Source organism: Hydrogenophaga aromaticivorans (assembly GCF_013387465.1).
Taxonomy (GTDB): domain Bacteria; phylum Pseudomonadota; class Gammaproteobacteria; order Burkholderiales; family Burkholderiaceae_C; genus Hydrogenophaga; species Hydrogenophaga aromaticivorans.
On record NZ_VYGV01000006.1, the window covers coordinates 756,258 to 776,926 of the forward strand.

21 protein-coding genes are annotated in these 20,669 nt (G+C 65.1%); 5 read left to right on the forward strand and 16 right to left on the reverse strand.

Going from position 1 to position 20,669, the window contains the following annotated elements:
• Positions 1 to 54: 54 nt before the first annotated feature.
• Positions 55 to 888 (reverse strand): helix-turn-helix transcriptional regulator, encoded by an 834-nt coding sequence (locus F3K02_RS07915; protein WP_177134875.1) that lies wholly within the window; start codon positions 886 to 888, stop codon positions 55 to 57.
• A gap of 227 nt (positions 889 to 1,115) precedes the next feature.
• Between F3K02_RS07915 and F3K02_RS07920 the strand changes: the two genes are divergently transcribed.
• From F3K02_RS07920 to F3K02_RS07935, 4 genes are all read left to right on the forward strand, one after another.
• Positions 1,116 to 1,691, forward strand: coding sequence for a bactofilin family protein (locus F3K02_RS07920; RefSeq protein ID WP_177134877.1), 576 nt, complete (start codon positions 1,116 to 1,118; stop codon positions 1,689 to 1,691).
• Between the two features lie 80 nt (positions 1,692 to 1,771).
• Positions 1,772 to 3,436, forward strand: coding sequence for an AAA family ATPase (locus tag F3K02_RS07925; protein ID WP_177134878.1), 1,665 nt, complete (start codon positions 1,772 to 1,774; stop codon positions 3,434 to 3,436).
• A 26-nt stretch (positions 3,437 to 3,462) separates the two neighbouring features.
• Positions 3,463 to 4,221: a general secretion pathway protein GspB gene (locus tag F3K02_RS07930; protein ID WP_177134880.1), complete on the forward strand. Its 759-nt coding sequence runs from the start codon at positions 3,463 to 3,465 to the stop codon at positions 4,219 to 4,221.
• 172 nt (positions 4,222 to 4,393) lie between these two features.
• Positions 4,394 to 4,942, forward strand: a complete 549-nt coding sequence (locus F3K02_RS07935) for an ABC transporter ATP-binding protein (protein ID WP_246309236.1) — start codon at positions 4,394 to 4,396, stop codon at positions 4,940 to 4,942.
• A 44-nt stretch (positions 4,943 to 4,986) separates the two neighbouring features.
• Here F3K02_RS07935 and F3K02_RS07940 read toward each other — a convergent pair whose 3' ends face one another.
• On the reverse strand, positions 4,987 to 6,945 hold the full coding sequence (locus F3K02_RS07940; protein ID WP_177134882.1) for a sensor histidine kinase: 1,959 nt from the start codon (positions 6,943 to 6,945) through the stop codon (positions 4,987 to 4,989).
• Complete coding sequence (locus F3K02_RS07945) at positions 6,914 to 7,750, reverse strand: response regulator transcription factor (protein ID WP_177134884.1); 837 nt, start codon at positions 7,748 to 7,750, stop codon at positions 6,914 to 6,916. Before F3K02_RS07945 ends, F3K02_RS07940 begins: the two co-directional genes overlap by 32 nt.
• Positions 7,751 to 7,900: 150 nt before the next feature.
• Here F3K02_RS07945 and F3K02_RS07950 point away from each other — a divergent pair, with 150 nt between their 5' ends.
• Positions 7,901 to 8,581: an NBR1-Ig-like domain-containing protein gene (locus F3K02_RS07950; protein ID WP_177134886.1), complete on the forward strand. Its 681-nt coding sequence runs from the start codon at positions 7,901 to 7,903 to the stop codon at positions 8,579 to 8,581.
• A gap of 17 nt (positions 8,582 to 8,598) precedes the next feature.
• Here the strand turns inward: F3K02_RS07950 and F3K02_RS07955 are convergent, their stop codons facing one another.
• The 13 genes from F3K02_RS07955 to F3K02_RS08015 form a co-directional block, all read right to left on the reverse strand.
• Entirely contained in the window at positions 8,599 to 8,787 is a 189-nt protein-coding gene (locus F3K02_RS07955; protein WP_177134888.1) for a hypothetical protein, read from the reverse strand.
• A gap of 34 nt (positions 8,788 to 8,821) precedes the next feature.
• Positions 8,822 to 10,012, reverse strand: a complete 1,191-nt coding sequence (locus F3K02_RS07960) for a PLP-dependent transferase (RefSeq protein ID WP_177134890.1) — start codon at positions 10,010 to 10,012, stop codon at positions 8,822 to 8,824.
• A gap of 5 nt (positions 10,013 to 10,017) precedes the next feature.
• Complete coding sequence (locus F3K02_RS07965; RefSeq protein WP_177134893.1) at positions 10,018 to 10,542, reverse strand: phosphoribosyltransferase; 525 nt, start codon at positions 10,540 to 10,542, stop codon at positions 10,018 to 10,020.
• A gap of 58 nt (positions 10,543 to 10,600) precedes the next feature.
• On the reverse strand, positions 10,601 to 11,989 hold the full coding sequence (locus F3K02_RS07970; RefSeq protein ID WP_177134896.1) for an adenylosuccinate synthase: 1,389 nt from the start codon (positions 11,987 to 11,989) through the stop codon (positions 10,601 to 10,603).
• A 13-nt stretch (positions 11,990 to 12,002) separates the two neighbouring features.
• Positions 12,003 to 13,169: an ATP phosphoribosyltransferase regulatory subunit gene (locus F3K02_RS07975; RefSeq protein WP_177134898.1), complete on the reverse strand. Its 1,167-nt coding sequence runs from the start codon at positions 13,167 to 13,169 to the stop codon at positions 12,003 to 12,005.
• A gap of 110 nt (positions 13,170 to 13,279) precedes the next feature.
• Complete coding sequence (locus tag F3K02_RS07980) at positions 13,280 to 13,465, reverse strand: DUF2065 domain-containing protein (protein ID WP_177134900.1); 186 nt, start codon at positions 13,463 to 13,465, stop codon at positions 13,280 to 13,282.
• Positions 13,466 to 13,480: 15 nt separating this feature from the next.
• Positions 13,481 to 14,368 carry a protease modulator HflC gene (gene hflC, locus F3K02_RS07985; protein WP_177134902.1) on the reverse strand — a complete coding sequence of 296 codons (888 nt, stop codon included), beginning with the start codon at positions 14,366 to 14,368 and terminating at the stop codon, positions 13,481 to 13,483.
• Between the two features lie 38 nt (positions 14,369 to 14,406).
• Positions 14,407 to 15,804, reverse strand: a complete 1,398-nt coding sequence (gene hflK, locus F3K02_RS07990; RefSeq protein ID WP_177134904.1) for an FtsH protease activity modulator HflK — start codon at positions 15,802 to 15,804, stop codon at positions 14,407 to 14,409.
• 46 nt (positions 15,805 to 15,850) lie between these two features.
• Positions 15,851 to 17,041: a GTPase HflX gene (gene hflX / locus F3K02_RS07995; RefSeq protein ID WP_177134906.1), complete on the reverse strand. Its 1,191-nt coding sequence runs from the start codon at positions 17,039 to 17,041 to the stop codon at positions 15,851 to 15,853.
• A gap of 49 nt (positions 17,042 to 17,090) precedes the next feature.
• Entirely contained in the window at positions 17,091 to 17,342 is a 252-nt protein-coding gene (hfq, locus tag F3K02_RS08000; RefSeq protein ID WP_413466255.1) for an RNA chaperone Hfq, read from the reverse strand.
• An 85-nt stretch (positions 17,343 to 17,427) separates the two neighbouring features.
• The gene (gene der, locus F3K02_RS08005; RefSeq protein WP_177134910.1) at positions 17,428 to 18,762 is read right to left on the reverse strand and encodes a ribosome biogenesis GTPase Der; all 1,335 of its coding nucleotides are present in this window, start codon (positions 18,760 to 18,762) and stop codon (positions 17,428 to 17,430) included.
• Positions 18,763 to 18,813: 51 nt separating this feature from the next.
• Positions 18,814 to 19,983 (reverse strand): outer membrane protein assembly factor BamB, encoded by a 1,170-nt coding sequence (gene bamB / locus F3K02_RS08010; protein ID WP_246309238.1) that lies wholly within the window; start codon positions 19,981 to 19,983, stop codon positions 18,814 to 18,816.
• Complete coding sequence (locus F3K02_RS08015) at positions 19,983 to 20,657, reverse strand: YfgM family protein (protein ID WP_177134912.1); 675 nt, start codon at positions 20,655 to 20,657, stop codon at positions 19,983 to 19,985. The genes bamB and F3K02_RS08015 overlap by 1 nt, the downstream gene beginning before the upstream one ends.
• Between the last annotated feature and the right edge of the window lie 12 nt (positions 20,658 to 20,669).

Consider the following 20,669-nt stretch of genomic DNA (forward strand, 5'->3'; position numbering starts at 1 on the left):
GACGCAGATGTCCCCATATGGGAACAAACCGAACCCACCTCGGGAAGACCCGGATCAGGCGCCGCCGTCGAGCAGCAAGGCCAGCAGTTCGCGCTGCCCGGCCACGCCGAGCTTGCGGTAGAGGCGCTTCTGGTAGGTCTGTGCGCTGGCCAGCGTCAGGCCCAGGCGTTCGGCCAGGGACTCGGTGCCCAGGCCTTCGATCAGTGCGCGCAGCACGTCGTGGTCACGCTGGGTCAGCGCCGGAAAGCGCCGTGCCAGCCGCGCCAGCACCAGGTCGGGCAGCTCCTGGCTCAGGGCCTGGCCGGTGTGGTGCAGGCGCACGGCGTGCACGATCAGCGGTGCAAAGGCCTCCACCACAGCAATGGCCGCATCGTCGAATGGCCCGTGCTCGGTGCCGCGGTACAGGTTCACCGAGAGCCATCGCCGGCCCTCGTAGAGCGCCATCACGGCCAGCCGCTCGGCCACCTGCGGCAGCTCGTAGCAGATGCGCCGGTACTCGGGGTGGGCGATGTCTTCACCGCGCTGGCGGTGCAGCACGATGCGTGGCTCGGCCATGCCGGCCTGCTGCGCCGCGGGGAACTCCTGGCGCATCACCGCCACGCTGCCGTCAAGCCGGTAGAAGCGCGAGACGTAGGCTTCGGAAATATCGGGCAGCGCCTGCGTGCGCGAGCGGTCGCCCATGGCCACGGTGCGGGGCCGGCGCTGGCCTTCGAAGGCAAAGATGGTGCACTGCGCCAGCGGCAGCTGCGCGCCCACCAGGCGCAACAGGTCCTCGGCCACGGCGTGCCGGTCCGCCAGACCCAGGCGCGTCAGCAGCGCCACCACCTGCGACAGGGGCACGGCGATGGATGAGGCAGGACGGGTGCCCAGCACCCAGTGATCGGACATGGTGGGGCACTGTAGCGCAGGACCCGTTCGTCGGCCTCTGCGGGACCACGCCCGGTCCGCTACCACACCGCGCCGTTCGTCGCATCGGGAGGGCTGCGCCGTTACAAGAAAAAATGCAAAACAGGCAACCGCATGTACCGTTCTTCCCGTTACCACTCTTACGGCACAAACGGGAATGTAAGCCGTGTCGCCTTTAGCATGGGCGCTTCACTTTTGAAGGAGCTGACATGGCATTGCACTTTGGCAAACGCGAGACCGAACAACCCAAGACCCTGAACTCCGGCATGGCCACGCAGCGCTACGGCGTAGGCAGCAACAGCTCATCTCCCGTGACGCCGCAAGCGACCACCGCGTCCGAGCCCACACCCACCCCCACACCATCAACCCCTCCGGCGCGCACCAGCGTTGCGATTCCCGAAGGCGGCAGCAAGCTGACCGTGGGACCGAACATCAAGCTCAAGGGCGTCGAGATCACCGACTGCGACACGCTGGTGGTCGAAGGTCTGGTGGAAGCCACCATGGATTCGCGCGTGATCCAGATCGCCGAACAAGGTGCCTTCAAAGGCTCGGCCGAAATCGACATCGCTGAAATCCACGGCGTGTTCGACGGCAACCTCACCGTGCGCCAGAAGCTCGTGATCTACGCCACCGGCCGGGTCACAGGCAAGATCCGCTACGGCAAGGTGGTCATCGAAGAAGGCGGTCAGCTCTCCGGCGACATCGAGTGCTCGGTGAACGCCTCCGCCAGCAACAGCAGCAAGTCCAGCTCCACCAGCATGCCCGCCATGGCCCTCGCGGCCTGATCGAACGCATCTGATCCGCGCCCGGCCAACGCATGCCGGGCGCGGTTGTCCCAGCTTCTGGCGCCCGCTATGCTGCGGGCATGTACGCCGACTTCTTTGGCCTGAAGCAAAGCCCCTTCTCCATCGCGCCCGACCCGCGTTACCTCTTCATGAGCGAACGCCACCGGGAGGCGCTCGCCCATCTGCTGTACGGCGTTCAGGGCGGTGGCGGTTTTGTGCTGCTCACCGGCGAGATCGGCACCGGCAAGACCACCATCTGCCGCTGCTTTCTGGAGCAGACCCCCGAGAACTGCCGGGTCGCTTACATCTTCAACCCCAAGCTCACGGTCGTCGAGCTGCTGCGCACGGTCTGTGACGAGTTCGGGGTGGTGGTGAACCACCAGGGTCCGGGTGAGGCCACCGCCAAAGACCACATCGACCCGCTCAACACTTTTCTGCTGGCCGCCCACGCAGCAGGACAGCACGCCGTGCTCATCATCGACGAAGCGCAGAACCTGTCGGCTGACGTGCTCGAACAGCTGCGCCTGCTGACCAACCTGGAGACCAACACCCGCAAGCTGCTGCAGATCATCCTGATCGGTCAGCCGGAGCTGCGCCACCTGCTGGCCCGGCCCGAACTGGAGCAGCTCGCCCAGCGCGTGATCGCGCGCTTTCACCTCGACGCGCTCGACGAGGCCGAAACCCGGCAATACATCCAGCACCGCATGGACGTGGCGGGGTTGCACGGGCCCCTGCCGTTCACGCGCGACGCCTTGCGACGGATTCACTCGCTCACGGCCGGCGTGCCCCGGCGCATCAACCTGCTGTGCGACCGCGCCCTGCTCGGTGCCTATGCCAGCGGCCAGCACCGCGTGGAACGCGCCGTCGTGGACAAGGCCGCCAGCGAGGTGTTTGACACGCTCAAGGCGTCGGCGCCCATCCGCCCACACCGCCCACTCGCCAGCCTCGCGTTGCTGGCCGCGGGCGCAGTGAGTGGCGCGCTGCTGCTGTTCGCAGCCATGCAAGTCGGCAAGCACCCGGCCGGCCTCGCCACCGAATCAGGTGCATCGTCCTCGGCGCCTGCGCCACTGCAGCCAGCCATGGCCGCTGCTGCGCTCGCCGACGGGCCCACCGCGCCCGCCACTTTGCGCGAGGTCGAACCACCGCCCCTCGCAGAAGTGCCCGCGTTCAGCGACCTCCTGCGCTCCGAAACCCTGGCCTGGCATGCGCTCGGCCGGTCATGGAACCAGCCCATCGAGCCAGGCGAGCCCTGTGCCACCGCGCTGAAAAACGGGTTGCAGTGTTACCGCACCGGCCGGATGACCTTGCACGGCCTGCGACAGCTGGGCCGCCCGGGCATCCTGACCCTGCGCCTGCCCGGCCAACCGCCAGCCTGGGCCCTGCTGGTCGCCATGGGCGCGGACAGCGCGGTGCTGCAGGCCGGAGAACGCCGCTGGCAACTCCCGCTGACCGGGCTCGCCGACATCTGGCGCGGCGACTACGCCACCCTGTGGCGGTTACCGCCGGGGCAATCAAGCCGGCTGGTCGACGGTCGTCAAGGGCTGGCGGGCGAGTGGCTCAACGCCCAGCTCGGCATTTTGCAGCGTGACGGCCAACTGGCGCCGGGCGCGGCCAGCCTGGACGCCCGCGTGCAGGCGTTCCAACGCGCCCATGGGATCGATGCGGATGGCCTGGCAGGCCCTGTCACGTACATGCAGGTCAACCGCGCCAGCGGTGTGGACGAACCCCACCTGCAGCCCCTCTGAAAGACGGCCAGGAGACCGCCCCCACCATGTCCTACATCCTCGACGCACTCAAACGGGCCGATGCCGATCGCGAGCGCGGCCATGTTCCTGGTCTTCACAGCCAGGGAGAGTTCCACCCGGCAACCGGACCCGGCGCATCGTGGCGCCGTCCCACCGCAGGGGTCGCTGCCGTTCTGGTCTTGCTCACGGCGGCGGCGCTGACGTGGTGGTCGCTGCGCACGCCAGAAACGTCCGAGCGCACCGAGGTGCGCACCGCAGCGGCATCCGCAGAACCGGCTTCGGCCGCCACAGCGCCCTCCGCCACGCCCGGCTTGCCCATTCTGGCGCCCGAACCGGCGGTTGAAACCCCGACCCCGGCAACCGCCCCAGCACCATCAGCGTCTCCGCGCCCCCAGCCAGGCCAGACGACATCCGGGGCGGCAGAAGAGAATGTGGAAGCCGACGCAGAAGACATGGTCGACACCGCCACGGAAGCGGAAGACAGCGTCAACGCAGTGACCACACAACCACCGCCACCGCCACCGCCGTCACCATCACCGCAATCAACCCTCCCCCTGCGACCAGCGGCTCCTCGCCCAATGGCCACGGCCGATGCCAGCGGAAGGCCACCGGTCAAAGTCAGCGGCTCGTCCTACTCACAGAACCCCGCGCATCGCATGCTGATTGCCAACGGCAAGGTGGTGCACGAAGGACAGGAGATCGAGCCAGGCCTGAAACTCGAAACCGTCGGGCCGCGCAGCGCCGTGCTGAACCACCGTGGCACGCTCTACAACATCACGTACTGAAAACCTGCCTTCACCGCGCACGGCAAAACGAACCCCTGACCGGGTCGGTTTGAGAATTTGCCCGCCCGACGAAGCCAGGTCACGCCACTCCATGCCCATGAACAAAGTCCCGTCCGTCCTGCAAATCCAAAATCTGTGTTTCCAATGGCCGGAGCGCACACTCTTCTCAGACTTGAGCGTCAGCGTTCCACCGGGCGTGAGCCTGATCCGTGGTGAAGAGCACACCGGAAAGACAACCCTGCTTCGCCTGCTCGCCGGGGATGTCCATCCCCGGAGCGGCACCTTGGCCATCCAGGGCAACCGCCTGCATGAAGATCCCGAGCGCTACCGCCAACAGGTCTTTCGAACCGATCCGCGCAGCGAATCCCTCGATCAGATCAGCGCCGCATCCTGGTTCCAGCGCCTGCCGGGCAGATACCCGCACTTCAACCCGGAAGCCTTGCCCGATCTGATCCAGGGCTTTGCCCTGACACCCCACATCGAAAAACCGTTGTACATGCTTTCAGCGGGCAGCAAACGCAAAGTCTGGCTCACCGCGGCATGGGCCGCCGGCACGCCGCTCACGCTGATCGACCAGCCCTTTGCCGCACTGGACGTCCCGTCCATGCGCTTCCTGACCGAACTGCTGCAGGAAGCGTCCGAGCACCCGAGCCGGGCCTGGGTGCTGGCCGACTACGAGGCACCGGTTGCGCTGGATCTGGCCAGTGTCATCACGCTCTGAACGAAGGTGCTGGCTGGTCTCGCGCCCGGCCACCCTGGATAGGGTCATGTCGTTCGCGTGGGCTCGGCCTTCGTTGCCTCGGACAGCGGAAGCCGCAGCACCCATCGGCACCCCTTTTGGGCGTCGGACTCGATCTCCAACAGGGCGCCCAGGGTCTCGGCGCGCTGCCGCATGCCGGGAAGGCCTCTCCCGAACTCGGCGCTGACCGGGTCGAATCCTCGGCCGTTGTCGGTGACGGCGATCACCACCGCCCCATCTTCTTCACGGGCTTCCAGACGGATCTGCGTGGCCTGTGCGTGTTTGATGACATTGGCGATGGCTTCACTCAGCAGCGCGCGAAGGTGCTGGCTGGTCTCCCGCCCGGCCACCGCTGGAAGAGCCGGGTCCACATCCCAGACCAGTTGGATGCCACCGTGCCCCAGCCGGTGCTGCACCCGCTGGCGCAGTTCGGCCAGCACTTCGTTCAGCCCACGCCGGTCGGCGGCGGTGGACTTGCTCATGTGCCGAAGCTCGTCGGCCAGGTCCTGCAGCAGCAGCAAGGTGTCCGTGGGCGTCAGCGCCCCCGTGCGGGCCTGCAGCAGCGCGCTGGTGAGGTTGCTGCCCAGGCGGTCGTGCAGGTCCTGCATGATGGATTCGTGCTGGGTGGTCAGGTGGCGCTGCACCTCCAGTTGCTGCAGCCGCGCATGCTGCTCAGCCAGGTGCTGTTCCTGTTCGTGCAGTCGCTGACGCAGCTCGTGCTCATGCCGCTCGGCCGCGTCAAGTGCGCCGATCGCGCGCCGGCTCATCACGTACATGAACACCAGGTACAGCACCAGGGTGCCCATCGGAAAAGAAAAGAAGCCATCGGGGTTCTTCTGGCTGGTCAGGTTTTCCAGGGTGTGGACACCCAGGGCGAGCAGGGTGAACAGCGCCATGAACAAGGCGACGCCTTCACGACGCGGACGGCGCCACACGTGCAGACCCAGCGTGACCAGCCCCACGATGAAAGCCAGCACATTGAAGTAGTTCATCGCGATCAGCGCATTCTTTTGCCAGTCCCACAGGGGCAACGTGAGCAGGGTGGAGAGGGTGGCGTAGATGACAAGTCCAGACCGCAGGCGCGGCACCCGGATGCCCTCGATTTCAAAAGCAAAAATGCAGGCCATCACGACCGTCCAGGTGATGGAAGAGTCAACCAGGGACCCGAACCACACCGCCAGCCGATCCTGACCGGTCGCATCGAAGAAGTACTGCAGGCAGGAGATCGACCACGCCAGCCCGTTGAATCCCAGCAGCTTGAAGTAAGGCTCCCGCGGACGGGCCCAGGCCAAGTGAAATGACAGGATCATCATCAGAACGGCCACGAACGCCATCATCCGAGGCATGTCGAAGTGCAGCAGATTGCGCTCCCGCCAGGCGGTGTCCACCACGTCCATGGGCCCCAGGTAGAGCGAACCCACGGCAAAACCCTGCGGATCGGCGTAGGGCACCGCCAGCAGCAGCTCGCGCGCGCCCAGCGGCACGGCGGAGCGCAACGGCACGTTCCACTGGATGCGCCAGTCCGACAGGTTCGCCTGTTGCAGCTGACCGTCTGCCCACACCGCCCAGGGGCCGCCCATCACGCGCACACCGAGCAGGCCGAGGCGCCCGCGCCCGTCTTCGTGCGGCGGGACCGGAATCCGCAGCCACACCCGGTACTTGGGCGCATCGGGAGGCAGATCGACCGCGGCACCCAGCTCTTTCACGTAGGGCAAGGTGGCGGGTTGCCAGCGGGCCTGCGTCCAGTCGGGCGGCGTGCGCACGATCTCTCGCAGCGTGTCCTGTGCAAACACGGGTTGACCCAGCGCTTCGTGCCAGACCTCCACCTGCCCGACACGCTCCAGCTGCGCCAGGCGCGAGGGAAACTGCAGGTAGGTCCACCAGGCAAACAGCGCCAGCGGCATGGCAATGAGCAGCATGCTCCACCAGACAATGCGCTGAGCCAGCGCGTCTTCAGGCGATGAGACCGGCCTGACGGGCTTCATAGAGGGCCATTTGCAGGTTCGAAGCGCCGAGTTTTTCGTAGGCACGCGCGGCCTGTGTCTTGGTGGTGGACTCGCTCACGCCCATCAGTTCGGCACACTTCTTGAACGTGTATCCCTTGTTGAGCAGCCCCAGGAGTTCGAGCTCGCGCGGCGACAGGCAGGGGCCGGGCTGAAAGAACTGGTCGTAGACAGCGCGGATGCGCCGCCCGGTGTCGGTCTCGCTGAGGTTCAGGCGCAGCGCGGCCTCGGCGCTGGTGTATCCCGCCGCTATGTGCAGCAGCAGGGCATGGGTCTGGACATCGAGCACCCAGGGTAGCGACGCGCCCTCACTGCCTTTGTCTGCATCGGCAGCGCCGGCCCGGGCGCTGAACTGCTGCAAAAAACTGTGGGCCAGCTTGGCATGCAGCGGGCTCTGTCCCATGGCCAAGCCCCGGATCGTGCCCAACCAGTCGGCCGCCTGGTCCGACTTGAACAGATAGCCTTTGGCGCCGGCCGCCGCGGCCGTGAGCAGGTGCTCATCGATCCCGGTCACGGTCAGCAAGGCAGTGGTGCAGCGCGCTCCCCACAGAATCTGTGCCGAGCGCAGCAATACCATCCCGGATCCGGACGGCAGACCCAGATCCACCAGCAACACATCGGGACAGTGCTGCTCCAGCAGACAGAGGCCAGCGGGCAAATCCTTGCAGGCGCCCAACAGCCGCATGTCTTCCGATTCCGACACCACACGACTCAAGGTGTCCCGAAATTCGGGGTGGTCTTCAACCACCATGACCGTGATGCGCCGGGGCAGCGGGTGTTGTCTCATGGAATCCTGTGATGGCGCCATCGCTGTGGCCGAAAACACCGGATGGGTTTGAACCGTAAGCCTAGCAAGAGGATGCATCTTTTAGTATTCGTTCCATCAACTAAAAGACATTTTTTGACCGTTTGCCCAACGGCATCCCCTCCTTTGGGTATGAACCGATCACTCAACAACCTGCTGCAACTGCGCACCCGTCAGCTGGGGCTGTCACTGTCCGATGTCGCCGAGCGCGCGGGCATGACGCGCGCCTACCTGCACCGCCTCGCCGTTGGCGGCACGGCCAACCCCGGCATCATGACACTGCAGCGACTGGCCACTGCGCTGCAGGTGCCGGCTTCCGCGATCTACCGGGTGTTCACCAACACCCTCGCCTGCCCGCAAGCCGCCGCCATGCGGCACGAGGGCCTGCCGACCTCGGACGGTGGTGCCGGGCCGCAGGACGTGCTGGTTTTTGTGGCTGACGTCACGGTGCCGGATCACACCGTCTTCCTGCCGGGCGAGCGCTTCACCAAGACCTGGGCGTTGCAGAACGCAGGCAGCGTGGCATGGAATGGCCGCCGCCTGGTGCGGGCCGACGACGAGCTGGTGATTTCCCTGCGCAATGCCCACGGGCAGCTGCAACCGCTGCTCGATTCACATCTGGACAGCCTGGGGCGGAGTGTGGCGGTGCCCACCACGCTGCCCGGGCAATTGGTGGAGTTGAGCGTGGAGTTTGCTGCTCCACTGGAGAACTGCTCGGTCGCGAGCATCTGGCGTCTGGAGGACGCGCAAGGTCGTCCGTGCTTTGGACCGCGCTGCTTCCTGCAGGCGGTGGTGACCGTGATAGGCGGCTGAAACGCGGCGGCAGGAGGTCAGCCCTGGCCTTCACCGCCAGGGGCCGCGTCCTGACCGGATTCAGGGGTCTGCTCGGTCGGCGCTTCGGACCCATCGCTGTCGTCGTGGGGTTTGCCCGCGGCCTTGGCCCGCAACTTCTCTTCCTTCTTTTTCTTTTTGGCGAGCTCGCGCTGGCGCTTTTCGTATCCGTAATTGGGAGTGGCCAAAACAGTCTTTCTTTGGAGGGGTTGGAAGGATCGGTCAGGCGTTGAGTGTAGCCAGCGCCTGCGCCAGATCGGCGCGCAGGTCGTCCACGGCTTCGAGACCGACGGCAAAGCGCACCAGGCCACCCTTGTGAGGCCAGGCGTGGGTGCGGATCGAGGACACGTTGTACGGCGCACACAGGCTGATGGGACCGGCCCAGCTCCAGCCCAGCTTGAACAGTTCCAGCTGATCGCAGAAAGCGTCGATCTGCGTCTGGTTGAAACGGGCATCAAACACCACGCTGAACAGGCAGGCCGCGGCCCGGGCGTCGCGCTGCCAGTTGGCGTGGCCAGGCGACCCGGGCAAGGCCGGGTGCAGCACCTGCACCACGCCGGTCTGCGCCTGCATCCAGGTGGCGAGCGCGCGCGTGGCGGTGTCCTGCGCCTGGTACCGCAGGGCCATGGTGTTGAGGCCCCGCAGCACGAGTTCGGTGTCGTTGCCGCTGACCCCCAGCCCCAGCCGCATGTGCGTCATGAGCAACTGCTGGTGCAGCGCTTCGTCGCGGGTGACCACCGAGCCCATGAGCACGTCGGACCCGCCACTCGGGTACTTGGTGAGCGCCTGCATGGACATGTCCGCCCCCAGCTCGAAGGCGTTGAACGCGATCCCGGCACCCCAGGTGTTGTCGAGCGCGGTCAGGATGGGCCGCTCGCCTTCGCGGGCGGCATTGGCCTGTTGCACCGTGGCCACCAGTGCGGGCAGATCGGGGAACTCCAGCGTGATGGACCCCGGTGCTTCGAGCCACACCAGGCGCGTGGCGGGGCTGATCTTGGCGGCCAGATCGGCCGGGTTCTGCGCATCGTAGTAGCGGTGCGTGATGCCCCAGGCCGCCAGCTCGACGCTGGCGAAAGCCTTGTTGGGCCCGTAGGCGTTGTCGGGGATCAGCAGTTCGTCACCCTGCCGCAAAAAGGCCATGTCCACCAGCGACACGGCCGACAGGCCACTGGGCGCCAGCACGCAAAAGCGCCCGCCTTCGATGGTGGCGATGCGTTCTTCGAGAATGAAGGTGGTGGGCGTGCCGTGCAGGCCGTAGGTGTAGCCGCTCTTGTCTTTCCACTCCTGCGTGCGCAGCGCCTGCACATGGGGGAAGATGACGGTGGACGCTTTGTGAACGCCGGGCGCAACGGCATCAAACCCCTCGGGCGGGCGGTACGGATGGTGAATCAGTTGGGTGGAGAGATCGCTCATTCAGCTCAGAGCTTCCATTTTTCCAGCAGCTGTTCGGGTCGCATGCTGTCGTACCCCTCGAACGGCTGATGGATCCAGGGGTTGGTGGGCAGGAATTCCACCGAGTAGTCGGGCGTGAAGGTCGAGAGCTGCTTGGTCCAGATCACCGCGCTGCGCAGCTCGGTGATGGGCGCATAGTTGTTCTTCAGCATCTCGATCACCGCCTTGAGCGTGTGGCCGGAGTCGGCCAGATCGTCGACCAGCAGGACCTTGCCGGCGATCTCGCCCTTGGGGGTCGTGATGTAGCGCGCGATGTCCAGATTGCCCTGCTGCGTGCCCGCGGCAGCGCGGTAGGAACTGGTGGACATGATGGCCAGCGGCACATCAAAGATGCGCGACAGCACATCGCCCGGACGCATGCCCCCGCGCGCCAGGCACAGGATGGTGTCGAACTGCCAGCCCGACTGGTGCACCTTGAGCGCCAGCTTTTCGATGAGGTTGTGGTACTCGTCGTAGGAAACGTAGAGGTGTTTGCCGTCTTCGGTCAGCATGGAAGCTCCGGGTTGGATGGTCTGTGTTTCATTCTGCACGATTCCGCGCAGGGCCCCATCAGGCGTGGTACGGATGGTGGAGCAGGATGGTGTGATCCCGGTCCGGGCTGGTCGAGACCACATGGATCGGCACACCCGTGGTTTCTTCGATGCGTGTGAGGTAGCGGCGCGCGTTCTCCGGCAGGTCGTCGTAGCGGGTGACGCCGACCGACGAATCGCTCCAGCCCGGCAGCGTTTCGTAGATCGGTGTGCAGCGCGCGATCTCGTCGGCTCCCATGGGCAGGATGTCGATGGTTTCGCCATCGAGTTCGTAGCCGGTGCAGAGCTTGAGCTCGGTCAGGCCATCGAGCACGTCGAGCTTGGTGATGCACAGCCCCGTCAGGCCGTTGACCTGAGCCGAGCGTTTGAGCAGCGCCGCATCGAACCAGCCACAACGGCGGCTGCGCCCGGTGGTCACGCCTTTTTCCGCTCCGATGGTGGCCATGTGCCAGCCCGGTGTGCCCTCCTTCTCCCATTCCAGCTCGGTCGGGAACGGGCCACCACCGACACGGGTGCAATAGGCCTTGGTGATACCCAGCACGTAGTGCAGCAGACTCGGGCCCACGCCAGAGCCCGCAGCGGCGTTGCCCGCCACGCAGTTACTGGACGTCACGAACGGATAGGTGCCGTGATCGATGTCGAGCAGCGTGCCTTGAGCGCCTTCGAACAGCAGGTTCACCCCTTGCTGATGGGCTTCGTTCAGCTCGCGCGAAACATCGGCAATCATGGGCTTGAGCTGTTCGGCCTGGGCCATGGCTTCGGCGTACACCGCGTCAAACTGGATCGCACCGTCCTGCATGTAGGCCGCGATCTTTTCGTCCCAGACCATCTCGGCCGAGTGCAGATAGGTCTTGAGCACGTGGTTGTGCAGGTCCAGCAGTTCGCGCAACTTGGTGGCGAAACGCTCGGGGTATTTCAGATCCATCACACGCAGGGCGCGGCGGGCGATCTTGTCTTCGTAGGCCGGACCGATGCCGCGACCGGTGGTGCCGATCTTCTCGGTACCGGCTTTCACCTTGGCGGCTTCGCGCGCGATGTCGATGGCGGCGTGGAACGGCAGGATCAGCGGACAGCCCTCGCTCACGCGCAGGCGCGAACGCACTTCCACACCGGCCTTCTCCAGACCGGCAATTTCTTCAAACAGCTTGCCCACCGACAGCACCACCCCGTTGCCGATGTAGCACTTGACCCCGGTGCGCATGATGCCGCTGGGAATCAGGTGCAGCGCCGTCTTCACGCCGTTGATCACCAGCGTGTGACCGGCGTTGTGACCGCCCTGGAAACGCACCACGCCCTGCGCGGTTTCGGTCAGCCAGTCCACCAGCTTGCCCTTGCCTTCGTCACCCCACTGGGTGCCCACCACGACCACGTTGCGCCCGGGTACCACGGCGCTGCTGTTTTTGATCATCTGCTGTTTCCGGTTAAATGTTCTTCAGTGTCCACACACCGCCCTGCGCTGGCACCTGCACCAGCTCGCGGTCGCAATGAAACTCATCGACTTCGTGTTCATGGCCCGGCAAGGCGCACACCACGGTGTGGCCCTGGGCCCGCAGGCTGGCAATGGCTTCGCGCAGTTCGACATCCATGCCCCAGGGCGCGCGGATCGCGGCCACCAGGGGGCGCGGCGCAATGGCCGACACCAGTTCCTTGATGTCCAGGCTGAAGCCGACCGCCGGGCGGTTGCGCCCGAACACGGCACCCACCTCGTCATAGCGCCCGCCGCGCGCCAGCTCCACCGGCTCCCCGCCGGTGCCCTGGGCAAACAGGGCAAAGCGCATGCCGGTGTAATAGGCATAACCGCGCAGATCGGCCAGATCGATGGACACATCCAGACCCTGGGCCTGCTCCGCCAGCCAGGCCAGGCTGTCCAGCGCGGCGTGCAGTTCGGGCGAAGCCTGCAAGGTGCGACGGGCTTCTTCCAGCACGGCCACGCCGCCGAACAGCCGCGGCAAGGCGCACAGGTCACGACCCACTGCGGCCGGCAAGTCACGAGACAGCGACTGCAGCTCGGCCACATCCTTGATGGCCAGTGCCGCATGAATTTGCGCCGTGCGGGCTGCGCTGAGCTGCACCGGCGCGAGCACGGCGTCGATGATCCGCACGTCGGCCATGTCGAGCAGCAAGCGCTCCACGCCCGCACCGCGCAGACACGCGCGCGCCAGCTCAATGACCTCCAGGTCGGCCTCCAGACCGGCGTGGCCATAAATTTCCGCGCCGAACTGCAAAGGTTCGCGGCTGGCCAGGGGGCGGTCGATGCGCGTGTGCACCACCGGTCCGCAATAACTCAACCGTGCAACGCCTTGGCGGTTGAGCAGGTGGGCATCGATGCGGGCGACCTGAGGCGTGCTGTCAGCGCGCAGACCCAGCGTGCGACCCGAGAGCTGGTCCACCAGCTTGAAGGTCTGCAGATCGAGCGCTTCGCCGGTGCCGGTGAGCAAGGATTCAAGGTGCTCCAGCAGCGGTGGCATGACCAGTTCATAGCCGTAGCTACGCGCTGTGTCCAGCAAACCCCGGCGGAGTTCTTCGATGTGACGGGCCTCGGAGGGCAGGACATCGGCAATGTGATCCGGGAGGACCCAGGCAGACATGGGCATAGGGGAACGCTGTTAAAAACGAGATTTTACCGGCCCGGCAGACCGCTCGGCTGCACCCTGGCCAGTCAATTGACATCTGCCCGGGTGGCAGACGGTTCAGGCACTCAGCCGACCCACCACCAGAGCAGCACACCCGCGCACAGACTGCACAGCCCGAAAAACCGGATCTGGCCGTCGTTCATCTTGAGCATTTCAGAAAAAACCCGGCGCCAGGCGCCGGGTGCGATGAAGGGCAACAAGCCCTCGAAGACCAGGACGAGCGCCAGCGCAGGCCAAAACAGATCAGCCATGCGCAGCCCCGCGGATCACTTGGCGACGTTGCTACTGCGCAGGGCCTTGAAGAAGTCCGAAGAAGGGTCGACGACCATGACATCGGACTTGCCCGCGAAGCTGGCCCTGTAGGCATCCAGGCTGCGGTAGAACTGGGCAAAGGCAGGGTCGCGTCCAAACGCCTCGGAGAATGACGCAGCGGCCTTGGCGTCGCCCTCACCCTTGATGCGCTGCGCGTCGCGGTAGGCCTCGGACACGATCACCTCGCGCTGACGATCGGCATCGGCACGGATCTTTTCACCCTCGGCAAAACCGGTGGAACGCAATTCGTTGGCCACACGCTTGCGCTCGGCTTCCATGCGCTGGTAGACCGAGGCCGTGATGCTTTCCGCGTAGTCCACCCGGGTGATGCGAACGTCCACCACGTCCATGCCCCAAGGTTTCTCGGCACCGCGCACCGCTTCAAGCACTTCGCGCTTCACGTCGGCCATGAGGTCCTCACGCCGGGTCGAAAGCAGTTCGTTGACGGTGCGCTTGTTCACTTCCTGTTGGAACGAGTTGCGCACCACGCGGTTGAGCTGCAAGGCGCCCGCGCGTTCATTGACACCCACGTTGCGGATGTATTCCTGCGGCTCGCTGATGCGCCAGCGCACATACCAGTCAATCACCACGCGCTGCTTCTCGGCCGTCAGCGAGGGCTCGGTGTCGGTGCTTTCCAGGGTGAGCAGGCGCTTGTCGATATACGACACGTTCTGGAACGGCGGCGGCAGCTTGAAATTCAGCCCCGGTTCGGTGACCACCTGCTTGATCTGCCCCAGCTGGAACACCACGCCAAACTGGCGCTGGTCCACGACAAACAGCATGGAACTGGCAATCGCCAGGGCCACCAGAAAAGATGTGAGTATGAAACCCAGTTTGTTCATTTGCGTTGCTTTCTCATCGCTTGTACTTGGGTCCCGGCTCAGCGGCTCTCGCGCTCACGGGAGCGGGCCGCGTTGTCCAGACTGCGGTTCGCAGGCGTTGCCGGCGCGCTTGTCGCCGGTGCCGCACCGGTGGCAGGTACCGCGGAAGGGGTCGGACCGGTCATCTGCATGAGCTTGTCGAGTGGCAGGTACAGCAGGTTGGAGCCCGATTTGGAATCCACCACCACCTTGGTCACGTTGGAGTACACCTCCTGCATCGCATCGGTGTACATGCGCTCGCGGGTGACCTGGGGTGCTTTCTGGTACTCGGTCAAAACCGAGCGGAAGCGTTGCGAGTCACCTTCGGCCTGTGCCACGATGCGCGCCTTGTAGCCTTCGGCTTCTTCGGTCAGGCGGGAAGCCGCACCCCGTGCGCGCGGCACGACGTCGTTCGCATAAGCCTGGGCTTCGTTCTTGGCCCGTTCCCGCTCCTGTCCGGCCTTCAGCACATCGTCAAAAGACGCCTGCACCTGCTCGGGTGGCCGCACACCACCCTGCTGCAAGTTGATACCCACCACCTCGATACCCACCTTGTAGCGGTCGAGGATGGTCTGCATCAGGGTGCGCACCCGTGGCGCGATCTGATCGCGTTCTTCGGCCAGCGCGGCGTCCATCTTCATCTTGCCCACAACCTCGCGCACCGCCGTTTCTGCCACCTTGATCACCGATGCATCGGGATCCAGGCTTTCAAACAGGAACGCACGGGCATCGTTCAAACGGTACTGAACCGCGAACTTGATCTCGACAATGTTCTCGTCCTGGGTCAGCATCGCCGACTCGCGCAGGCCCGTGGCGGGCATCAGGTTGTCGCGACCCACATCCACCGAGCGGATCTGGGTGACGAAAACCGTCTCGTGGCGCTGCACCGGATACGGCAGACGCCACTGGAAACCGGCGCCGACCGTGCTGTGGTATTTGCCGAACTGCGTGATGACGGCCTGCTGACCTTCCTGCACGATGAAGAAACCGGTGCCCAGCCAGATCAGCGCCGCCACACCGACAATCAAGCCCGCACCGATGCCGGTGGTCTTCGGGCTCGGATTGAAGCTGGGCAGTCCGCCTCCGCCGCCGCCCGAGCCGTTGCCACCGCCCTGCCCGCCACTGCGACCACCCTTGCCGCCCAGCATGCCGCCGAGCTTGCGGTTGAAGTCGCGCCAGAGCTCGTCCAGGTCCGGAGGTCCCTGGTTGGGTCCCTGGCCACGCGGCGGCTTCTGATCGCCCTTCGGCCGTTCCTCGGCATCCGGCTCGCTGCCCTGAGGTTTGTCGCCATCGCGAGCGTCGTCACCGCGACCCCATCGGGGATCGTTGAGATTGAACACGCCCAGCAGGGCACGCCAGCCTTTGCGGCGTCCGCCGGATTCAGCACCGCGGGTCGGTGATTGCAGATTCACATCCATGTGTTGCCAACTTCTATTCGAATCAAAACCATGACATTGTGCCCAATCAAGGCAGCACATCCCCGATCACGGAGATCTCCCCCGGGGTACTGCCGTCTTCGGGCCCCACAGGCACCACCACCTGCCTGGCCAGCAAGGCGCGCAAGGCCGGCAGACCGTCCCCGGTGCGGGCACTCACAAAAATACGAGGCACCAACTCACCGCCAAGTTCCATCACATCTTCCAGCACACGGGGCACCGCTGCCGGGTCCATGGCGTCGAGCTTGTTGAACACCAGGATCTGCGGCACGCGATCGGCGCCAATGTCCTTGAGCACACCCAGCACCGAAGCGATCTGCTCCAGGTGCGAAGGGTTGGAGGCATCGACCACGTGAAGCAACAGATCCGCGTCGGCGGCCTCCTGCAAGGTGGCGGCGAACGCGTCGACCAGTCCATGAGGCAGGTCGCGGATGAAGCCCACGGTATCGGACAACGACACCGAACGCCCGGCTTCACCGAGGTACAGCTGGCGCGTGGTCGTGTCCAGCGTGGCAAACAGCTGGTCGGCCGCGTACGCACGGGCCTTGACCAGGGCGTTGAAGATGGACGACTTGCCCGCGTTGGTGTAGCCCACCAGCGATATCGCGAACGAATCCCGCCGTTCGCGCTGCCGGCGCTGCGTGGCCCGCTGCTTCTTGACCTTTTCCAGGCGCTCCTTGGTGCGCTTGATGCTGTCACCGATCATGCGGCGGTCCAGCTCGATCTGGGTTTCACCGGGACCACCGCGCATGCCGATGCCGCCGCTTTGACGCTCCAGGTGCGACCAGCGGCGCACCAGCCGGGTCGACAGGTATTGCAGGCGAGCGAGTTCCACCTGCAACTTGCCCTCATGGCTGCGGGCGCGCTGCGCGAAGATCTGCAGAATGAGCAAGGTGCGGTCATTGACCGGCAAGCCGAGCGTGCGCTCCAGGTTGCGCTGTTGCGCCGGACTCAAGGCCTGGTCAAAAAGAATCTCGCTGGCGCCCTTGGACTGGGCGAGCATCTTGATCTCTTCGGCTTTGCCGGACCCGACAAAGAGGGCCGGGTCGGGTGCGCGGCGCTTGCAGCTGACCCGATCGGCCACGGCGAAACCCGCGGTCTGGGCCAGCAGACCGAGCTCTTCCAGTTCGGCATCAAAATGCGGCAAACCAAAATCCACCCCGACCAGAATGACCGATGGGATGGATGGGTTTTGAGAGGCGGACGGGTTCAAATCCATTCAACAGCCGCCTGTGCCCTGACCAGCACGGCAGGATTCAGGGGCTCGGTCAAGAGGCTGGCGCTTCGTCCGGGCCGGCTGCGGAGAATTGCACCGGACGACCCGGCACGATGGTGGAAATCGCATGCTTGTAAACCATTTGCGTCACGGTGTTGCGGAGCAACACGACGTACTGGTCAAAGGATTCGATCTGGCCTTGCAATTTGATGCCATTGACCAGGTAAATCGACACGGGAACGTGTTCCCGGCGAAGCTGGTTCAGGAAAGGATCTTGCAAGAGCTGGCCTTTGTTATTGCTCACGATATGCTCCGTGTTCAAAAAAAGTTGATAGGGAACGCACCATACCACACCCCTGCACCAACGCAGGGGTGTGGGCAGAAGTCGTTCACTCCTTGAAGGGGTTCTCCGAAGTCTTGTACTCGATGCGCAGCGGCGTGCCCACGAGGTCGAACGCCTTGCGGAAGCGGCCTTCGAGAAACCGGGTGTAGGCGTCGGGCACGTGTTCCAGCGAATTGCCGTGGATCACGATCACCGGCGGGTTCATGCCGCCCTGGTGCGCGTAGCGCATTTTGGGTCGGAACATGCCACTGCGGGTGGGGGCCTGGAAGGCCACGGCCTCCATCAGCAGGCGCGTGAGCACGGGTGTGGACATTTTCCGCATGGCCGAAGCATGCGCTTGAGCGATCGACTTCCAGACCGGGCCAAGGCCCTGGCGCTTCTGGGCCGAAATCAGGTGCAGCGAGGCAAACTTCAGGAACGCCAGCCGGGTTTCAATCTGGCGCTCGATCTGTTCGCGCTGGTAGGCATCGACAGCATCCCATTTGTTGATCGCCAGCACCACGGCGCGCCCGCTCTCCAGGATGTAGCCCGCGATGTGCGCGTCCTGATCGGTCACACCCTGGGTGGCATCCAGCACCAGGAGCACCACGTGGGCGTTTTCAATCGCCTGCAGCGTCTTCACGACCGAGAACTTCTCAATGGCCTCAAACACCCGGCCTTTGCGACGGATGCCCGCGGTGTCGATCAGTTCGTATTTCTGGCCGCCGCGCTCGAAAGGCACCGAAATGGTGTCGCGCGTGGTGCCCGGCAGGTCAAAGGCCACCAGGCGCTCTTCGCCCAGCCAGGCGTTGATCAGCGTGGACTTGCCCACATTGGGACGCCCCGCCACCGCCAGGCGGATCACGCCGGTATCGGCTTCGACCGCTTCTTCGTCTTCTTCGGCAAGACCCGGGATCGATTCCAGCGCCAGATCCAGCATGGAGCGCACGCCCTGTCCGTGGGCGCCGGAGACCGGCACCACCTCGCCAAGACCCAGTTCAAAAAATTCCACCAGCTGAAGACCCTGGGTCATGCCCTCGGCCTTGTTGGCCACCAGCACGGTGGGCTTGCCCAGGCGGCGCAGGTACTTGGCAATCTCATGGTCCTGGGCGTTGACGCCGGCACGCGCATCGACGACAAAAATCACCACGTCCGACTCGGCCACGGCCTGTCGGGTCTGCTTGGCCATTTCCTTGTAGATGCCAGACTCGGCCGTGGGCTCGAAGCCACCGGTGTCGATGACGATGTATTCCTGCTTGCCCGACTTGCCGTTGCCGTAGTGCCGGTCACGGGTCAGGCCGGCAAAGTCGGCCACGATGGCGTCGCGAGAACTCGTCAAGCGGTTGAACAGGGTGGACTTGCCCACATTGGGGCGTCCCACCAGAGCGATGACGGGTTTCACTACAGAGCTTTCGTTCAGGACCAGGCGAACCGGCGGTTCGCCCTGCAATCGTTATTGGGGACGCCAGCCGTAGACGCCGCCGTTGCGCGTCTGCACCACCAGGGTCTGCCCGGCCAGCACCGGGGCACCGACGATCGGTGACCCGTCGGTGGTCAGTCGGTTCATTTCGCTGCCGTCCTCGCGGGACAGCAAGTGCACCAGTCCCTTGCTGTCGCCAATGGCCACCACGCGGCCCACGGCCAGCGGCGACGTGAGTTCGCGGTATTTGAGGCGTTCGATTTCCCAGCTGCGTTCACCGCTGGCACGCTGCCAGGCGACCACGCGGCCGTCGGATTCGGTGCCAAACACCATCCGGTCGTCGCCATGCACGCCGGTGGAACCGCGCGCGGGTTTGCTCCACACCACAGCGCCACGGCTGGTGTCCACACAACCCACCGCGGCGCCAAAGGCGCGCGCACAGACACTGTCACCCTGCCGGCTGACGGTGCCCACCAGATCCACCAGGCGTTCGACCTCGTTGGTGCCCCGGGCGCTGGCCACCAGGGCCTCCCAGCGGATCGTGCCGTTGAGGGGGTCCAGACCGGTCAGGCGCGCGGACAAGCCGGCGACGAGGGTGTTGCCCACCGCCAGCAGCACGCCGGACTGCCCCAGCACCAGAGGTTCACCCGGGCGGGCCTGGCTCCACAGACGCGCGCCGGTCCGACCGTCAAAGGCCGTCACGCTGCGGTCCGCCGTCAGGACAAACACGCGCTGCCCGGCCACCAGTGGAGCCGTGAACGCGCGCGCCGGCAAGCGCACGCGCCAGAGTTCACGCCCATCGGCAATGGCCACCAGATCGTTCGTCTGTGTGATCACCGCGGCCGTCTGGCCGTCCGACCCCACGCCCGCCGAAATGCCGGTGCGCAGATCCAAGCGCCAGACATCCTTGCCGGTGTCGGCATCGAGTGCAGCCACGGTGCCCGAAGCGCCCGCCACAAAGACGCGACCGGCTGTCGCCAGCGGCGTCAAGGAGGTCCCGGATGTCCCCACCTGGGTCGACCAGGCCAGGTTGGCACCCAGCAAAGCGGCCGGAGGCGCCAGGGGTGCCGGTTCAAATTTGGCGGGCGAAGAACAGGCAGACAACCCGATGGCAGCGGCAAGGCCCAGCCCCGACAGGAGCAGACGCCCCCGCGAAGCCAGTTGCAGCGAAAACCCATTTCCCTGGGGCATGATCGTTTTCATCAACGCGTCACCTCCGCAGCGCCACCCAGTGTGGAAGCATCCACCCCCAGCGACGCAAGTTTGACTTCCACCAGTTGGCGGTATTCGGTTTGTGCACCCAGCGCGCGCCAGGCGGCCTGGTACTGGGTCTTGGCTTCTTCGGTTTTCCCCTGGGCCAGGAACACGTCGCCCCGCCGGTCCGCCGCGAGTGGCTCAAAGGATTTGGGCATCGGCGTTTCCAGCGTCTTCAATGCCTGATCAAACGCCTTGCTCTCCACATCCAGCGCCGCCAGCCGCAGACGGGCGATGGCCTGGAGCGATGTGTCCGACGCCTTTTCGGATACCCAGGTGAGGGCCGCTCGCGCACCGTCCACCTTGCCCGATTCGTACAGCGTCTTGCCGGCCAGCAAAGCCCCTTGGGCAGCGAAGGTGGTGCCGGCAAAGCGGTCTGTCATTTCCAGATAGGCCCGCTGGATCTTGTCGGCATCGCTGGCCAGCGCAGCGCGCTCGATCTCTTCGTACAGGGCCGAGGCTTTGGCTGCCTGGCTGCGTTGCCAGTAGTTCCAGCCGTTCCAGGCTGCCATGCTGCCAAACACCGCGATCAACACCCAGGTGATCAGGTTGCCGTACTGGGCCCAGAAGTGTTTGATCTGGTCGAGCTGTTCCTGCTCTTCAAGGTCGAGATGTTTGGCCATGCGTGGTAGTCA

What these genes read in the sequence shown, in the direction of transcription:
- F3K02_RS07930 (WP_177134880.1), top strand. Translation starts at nt 3,463, where the DNA reads ATGTCCTACATCCTCGACGCACTCAAACGGGCCGATGCCGATCGCGAG.
- F3K02_RS07920 (WP_177134877.1), top strand. Translation starts at nt 1,116, where the DNA reads ATGGCATTGCACTTTGGCAAACGCGAGACCGAACAACCCAAGACCCTG.
- F3K02_RS07940 (WP_177134882.1), bottom strand. Translation starts at nt 6,945, where the DNA reads ATGAAGCCCGTCAGGCCGGTCTCATCGCCTGAAGACGCGCTGGCTCAG.
- F3K02_RS07980 (WP_177134900.1), bottom strand. Translation starts at nt 13,465, where the DNA reads ATGGCTGATCTGTTTTGGCCTGCGCTGGCGCTCGTCCTGGTCTTCGAG.
- F3K02_RS07945 (WP_177134884.1), bottom strand. Translation starts at nt 7,750, where the DNA reads ATGAGACAACACCCGCTGCCCCGGCGCATCACGGTCATGGTGGTTGAA.
- F3K02_RS07925 (WP_177134878.1), top strand. Translation starts at nt 1,772, where the DNA reads ATGTACGCCGACTTCTTTGGCCTGAAGCAAAGCCCCTTCTCCATCGCG.
- hflX (WP_177134906.1), bottom strand. Translation starts at nt 17,041, where the DNA reads ATGGATTTGAACCCGTCCGCCTCTCAAAACCCATCCATCCCATCGGTC.
- F3K02_RS08015 (WP_177134912.1), bottom strand. Translation starts at nt 20,657, where the DNA reads ATGGCCAAACATCTCGACCTTGAAGAGCAGGAACAGCTCGACCAGATC.
- F3K02_RS07915 (WP_177134875.1), bottom strand. Translation starts at nt 888, where the DNA reads ATGTCCGATCACTGGGTGCTGGGCACCCGTCCTGCCTCATCCATCGCC.
- hflK (WP_177134904.1), bottom strand. Translation starts at nt 15,804, where the DNA reads ATGGATGTGAATCTGCAATCACCGACCCGCGGTGCTGAATCCGGCGGA.
- hflC (WP_177134902.1), bottom strand. Translation starts at nt 14,368, where the DNA reads ATGAACAAACTGGGTTTCATACTCACATCTTTTCTGGTGGCCCTGGCG.
- F3K02_RS07950 (WP_177134886.1), top strand. Translation starts at nt 7,901, where the DNA reads ATGAACCGATCACTCAACAACCTGCTGCAACTGCGCACCCGTCAGCTG.
- F3K02_RS07965 (WP_177134893.1), bottom strand. Translation starts at nt 10,542, where the DNA reads ATGCTGACCGAAGACGGCAAACACCTCTACGTTTCCTACGACGAGTAC.
- F3K02_RS07970 (WP_177134896.1), bottom strand. Translation starts at nt 11,989, where the DNA reads ATGATCAAAAACAGCAGCGCCGTGGTACCCGGGCGCAACGTGGTCGTG.
- F3K02_RS07960 (WP_177134890.1), bottom strand. Translation starts at nt 10,012, where the DNA reads ATGAGCGATCTCTCCACCCAACTGATTCACCATCCGTACCGCCCGCCC.
- F3K02_RS07975 (WP_177134898.1), bottom strand. Translation starts at nt 13,169, where the DNA reads ATGTCTGCCTGGGTCCTCCCGGATCACATTGCCGATGTCCTGCCCTCC.
- bamB (WP_246309238.1), bottom strand. Translation starts at nt 19,983, where the DNA reads ATGAAAACGATCATGCCCCAGGGAAATGGGTTTTCGCTGCAACTGGCT.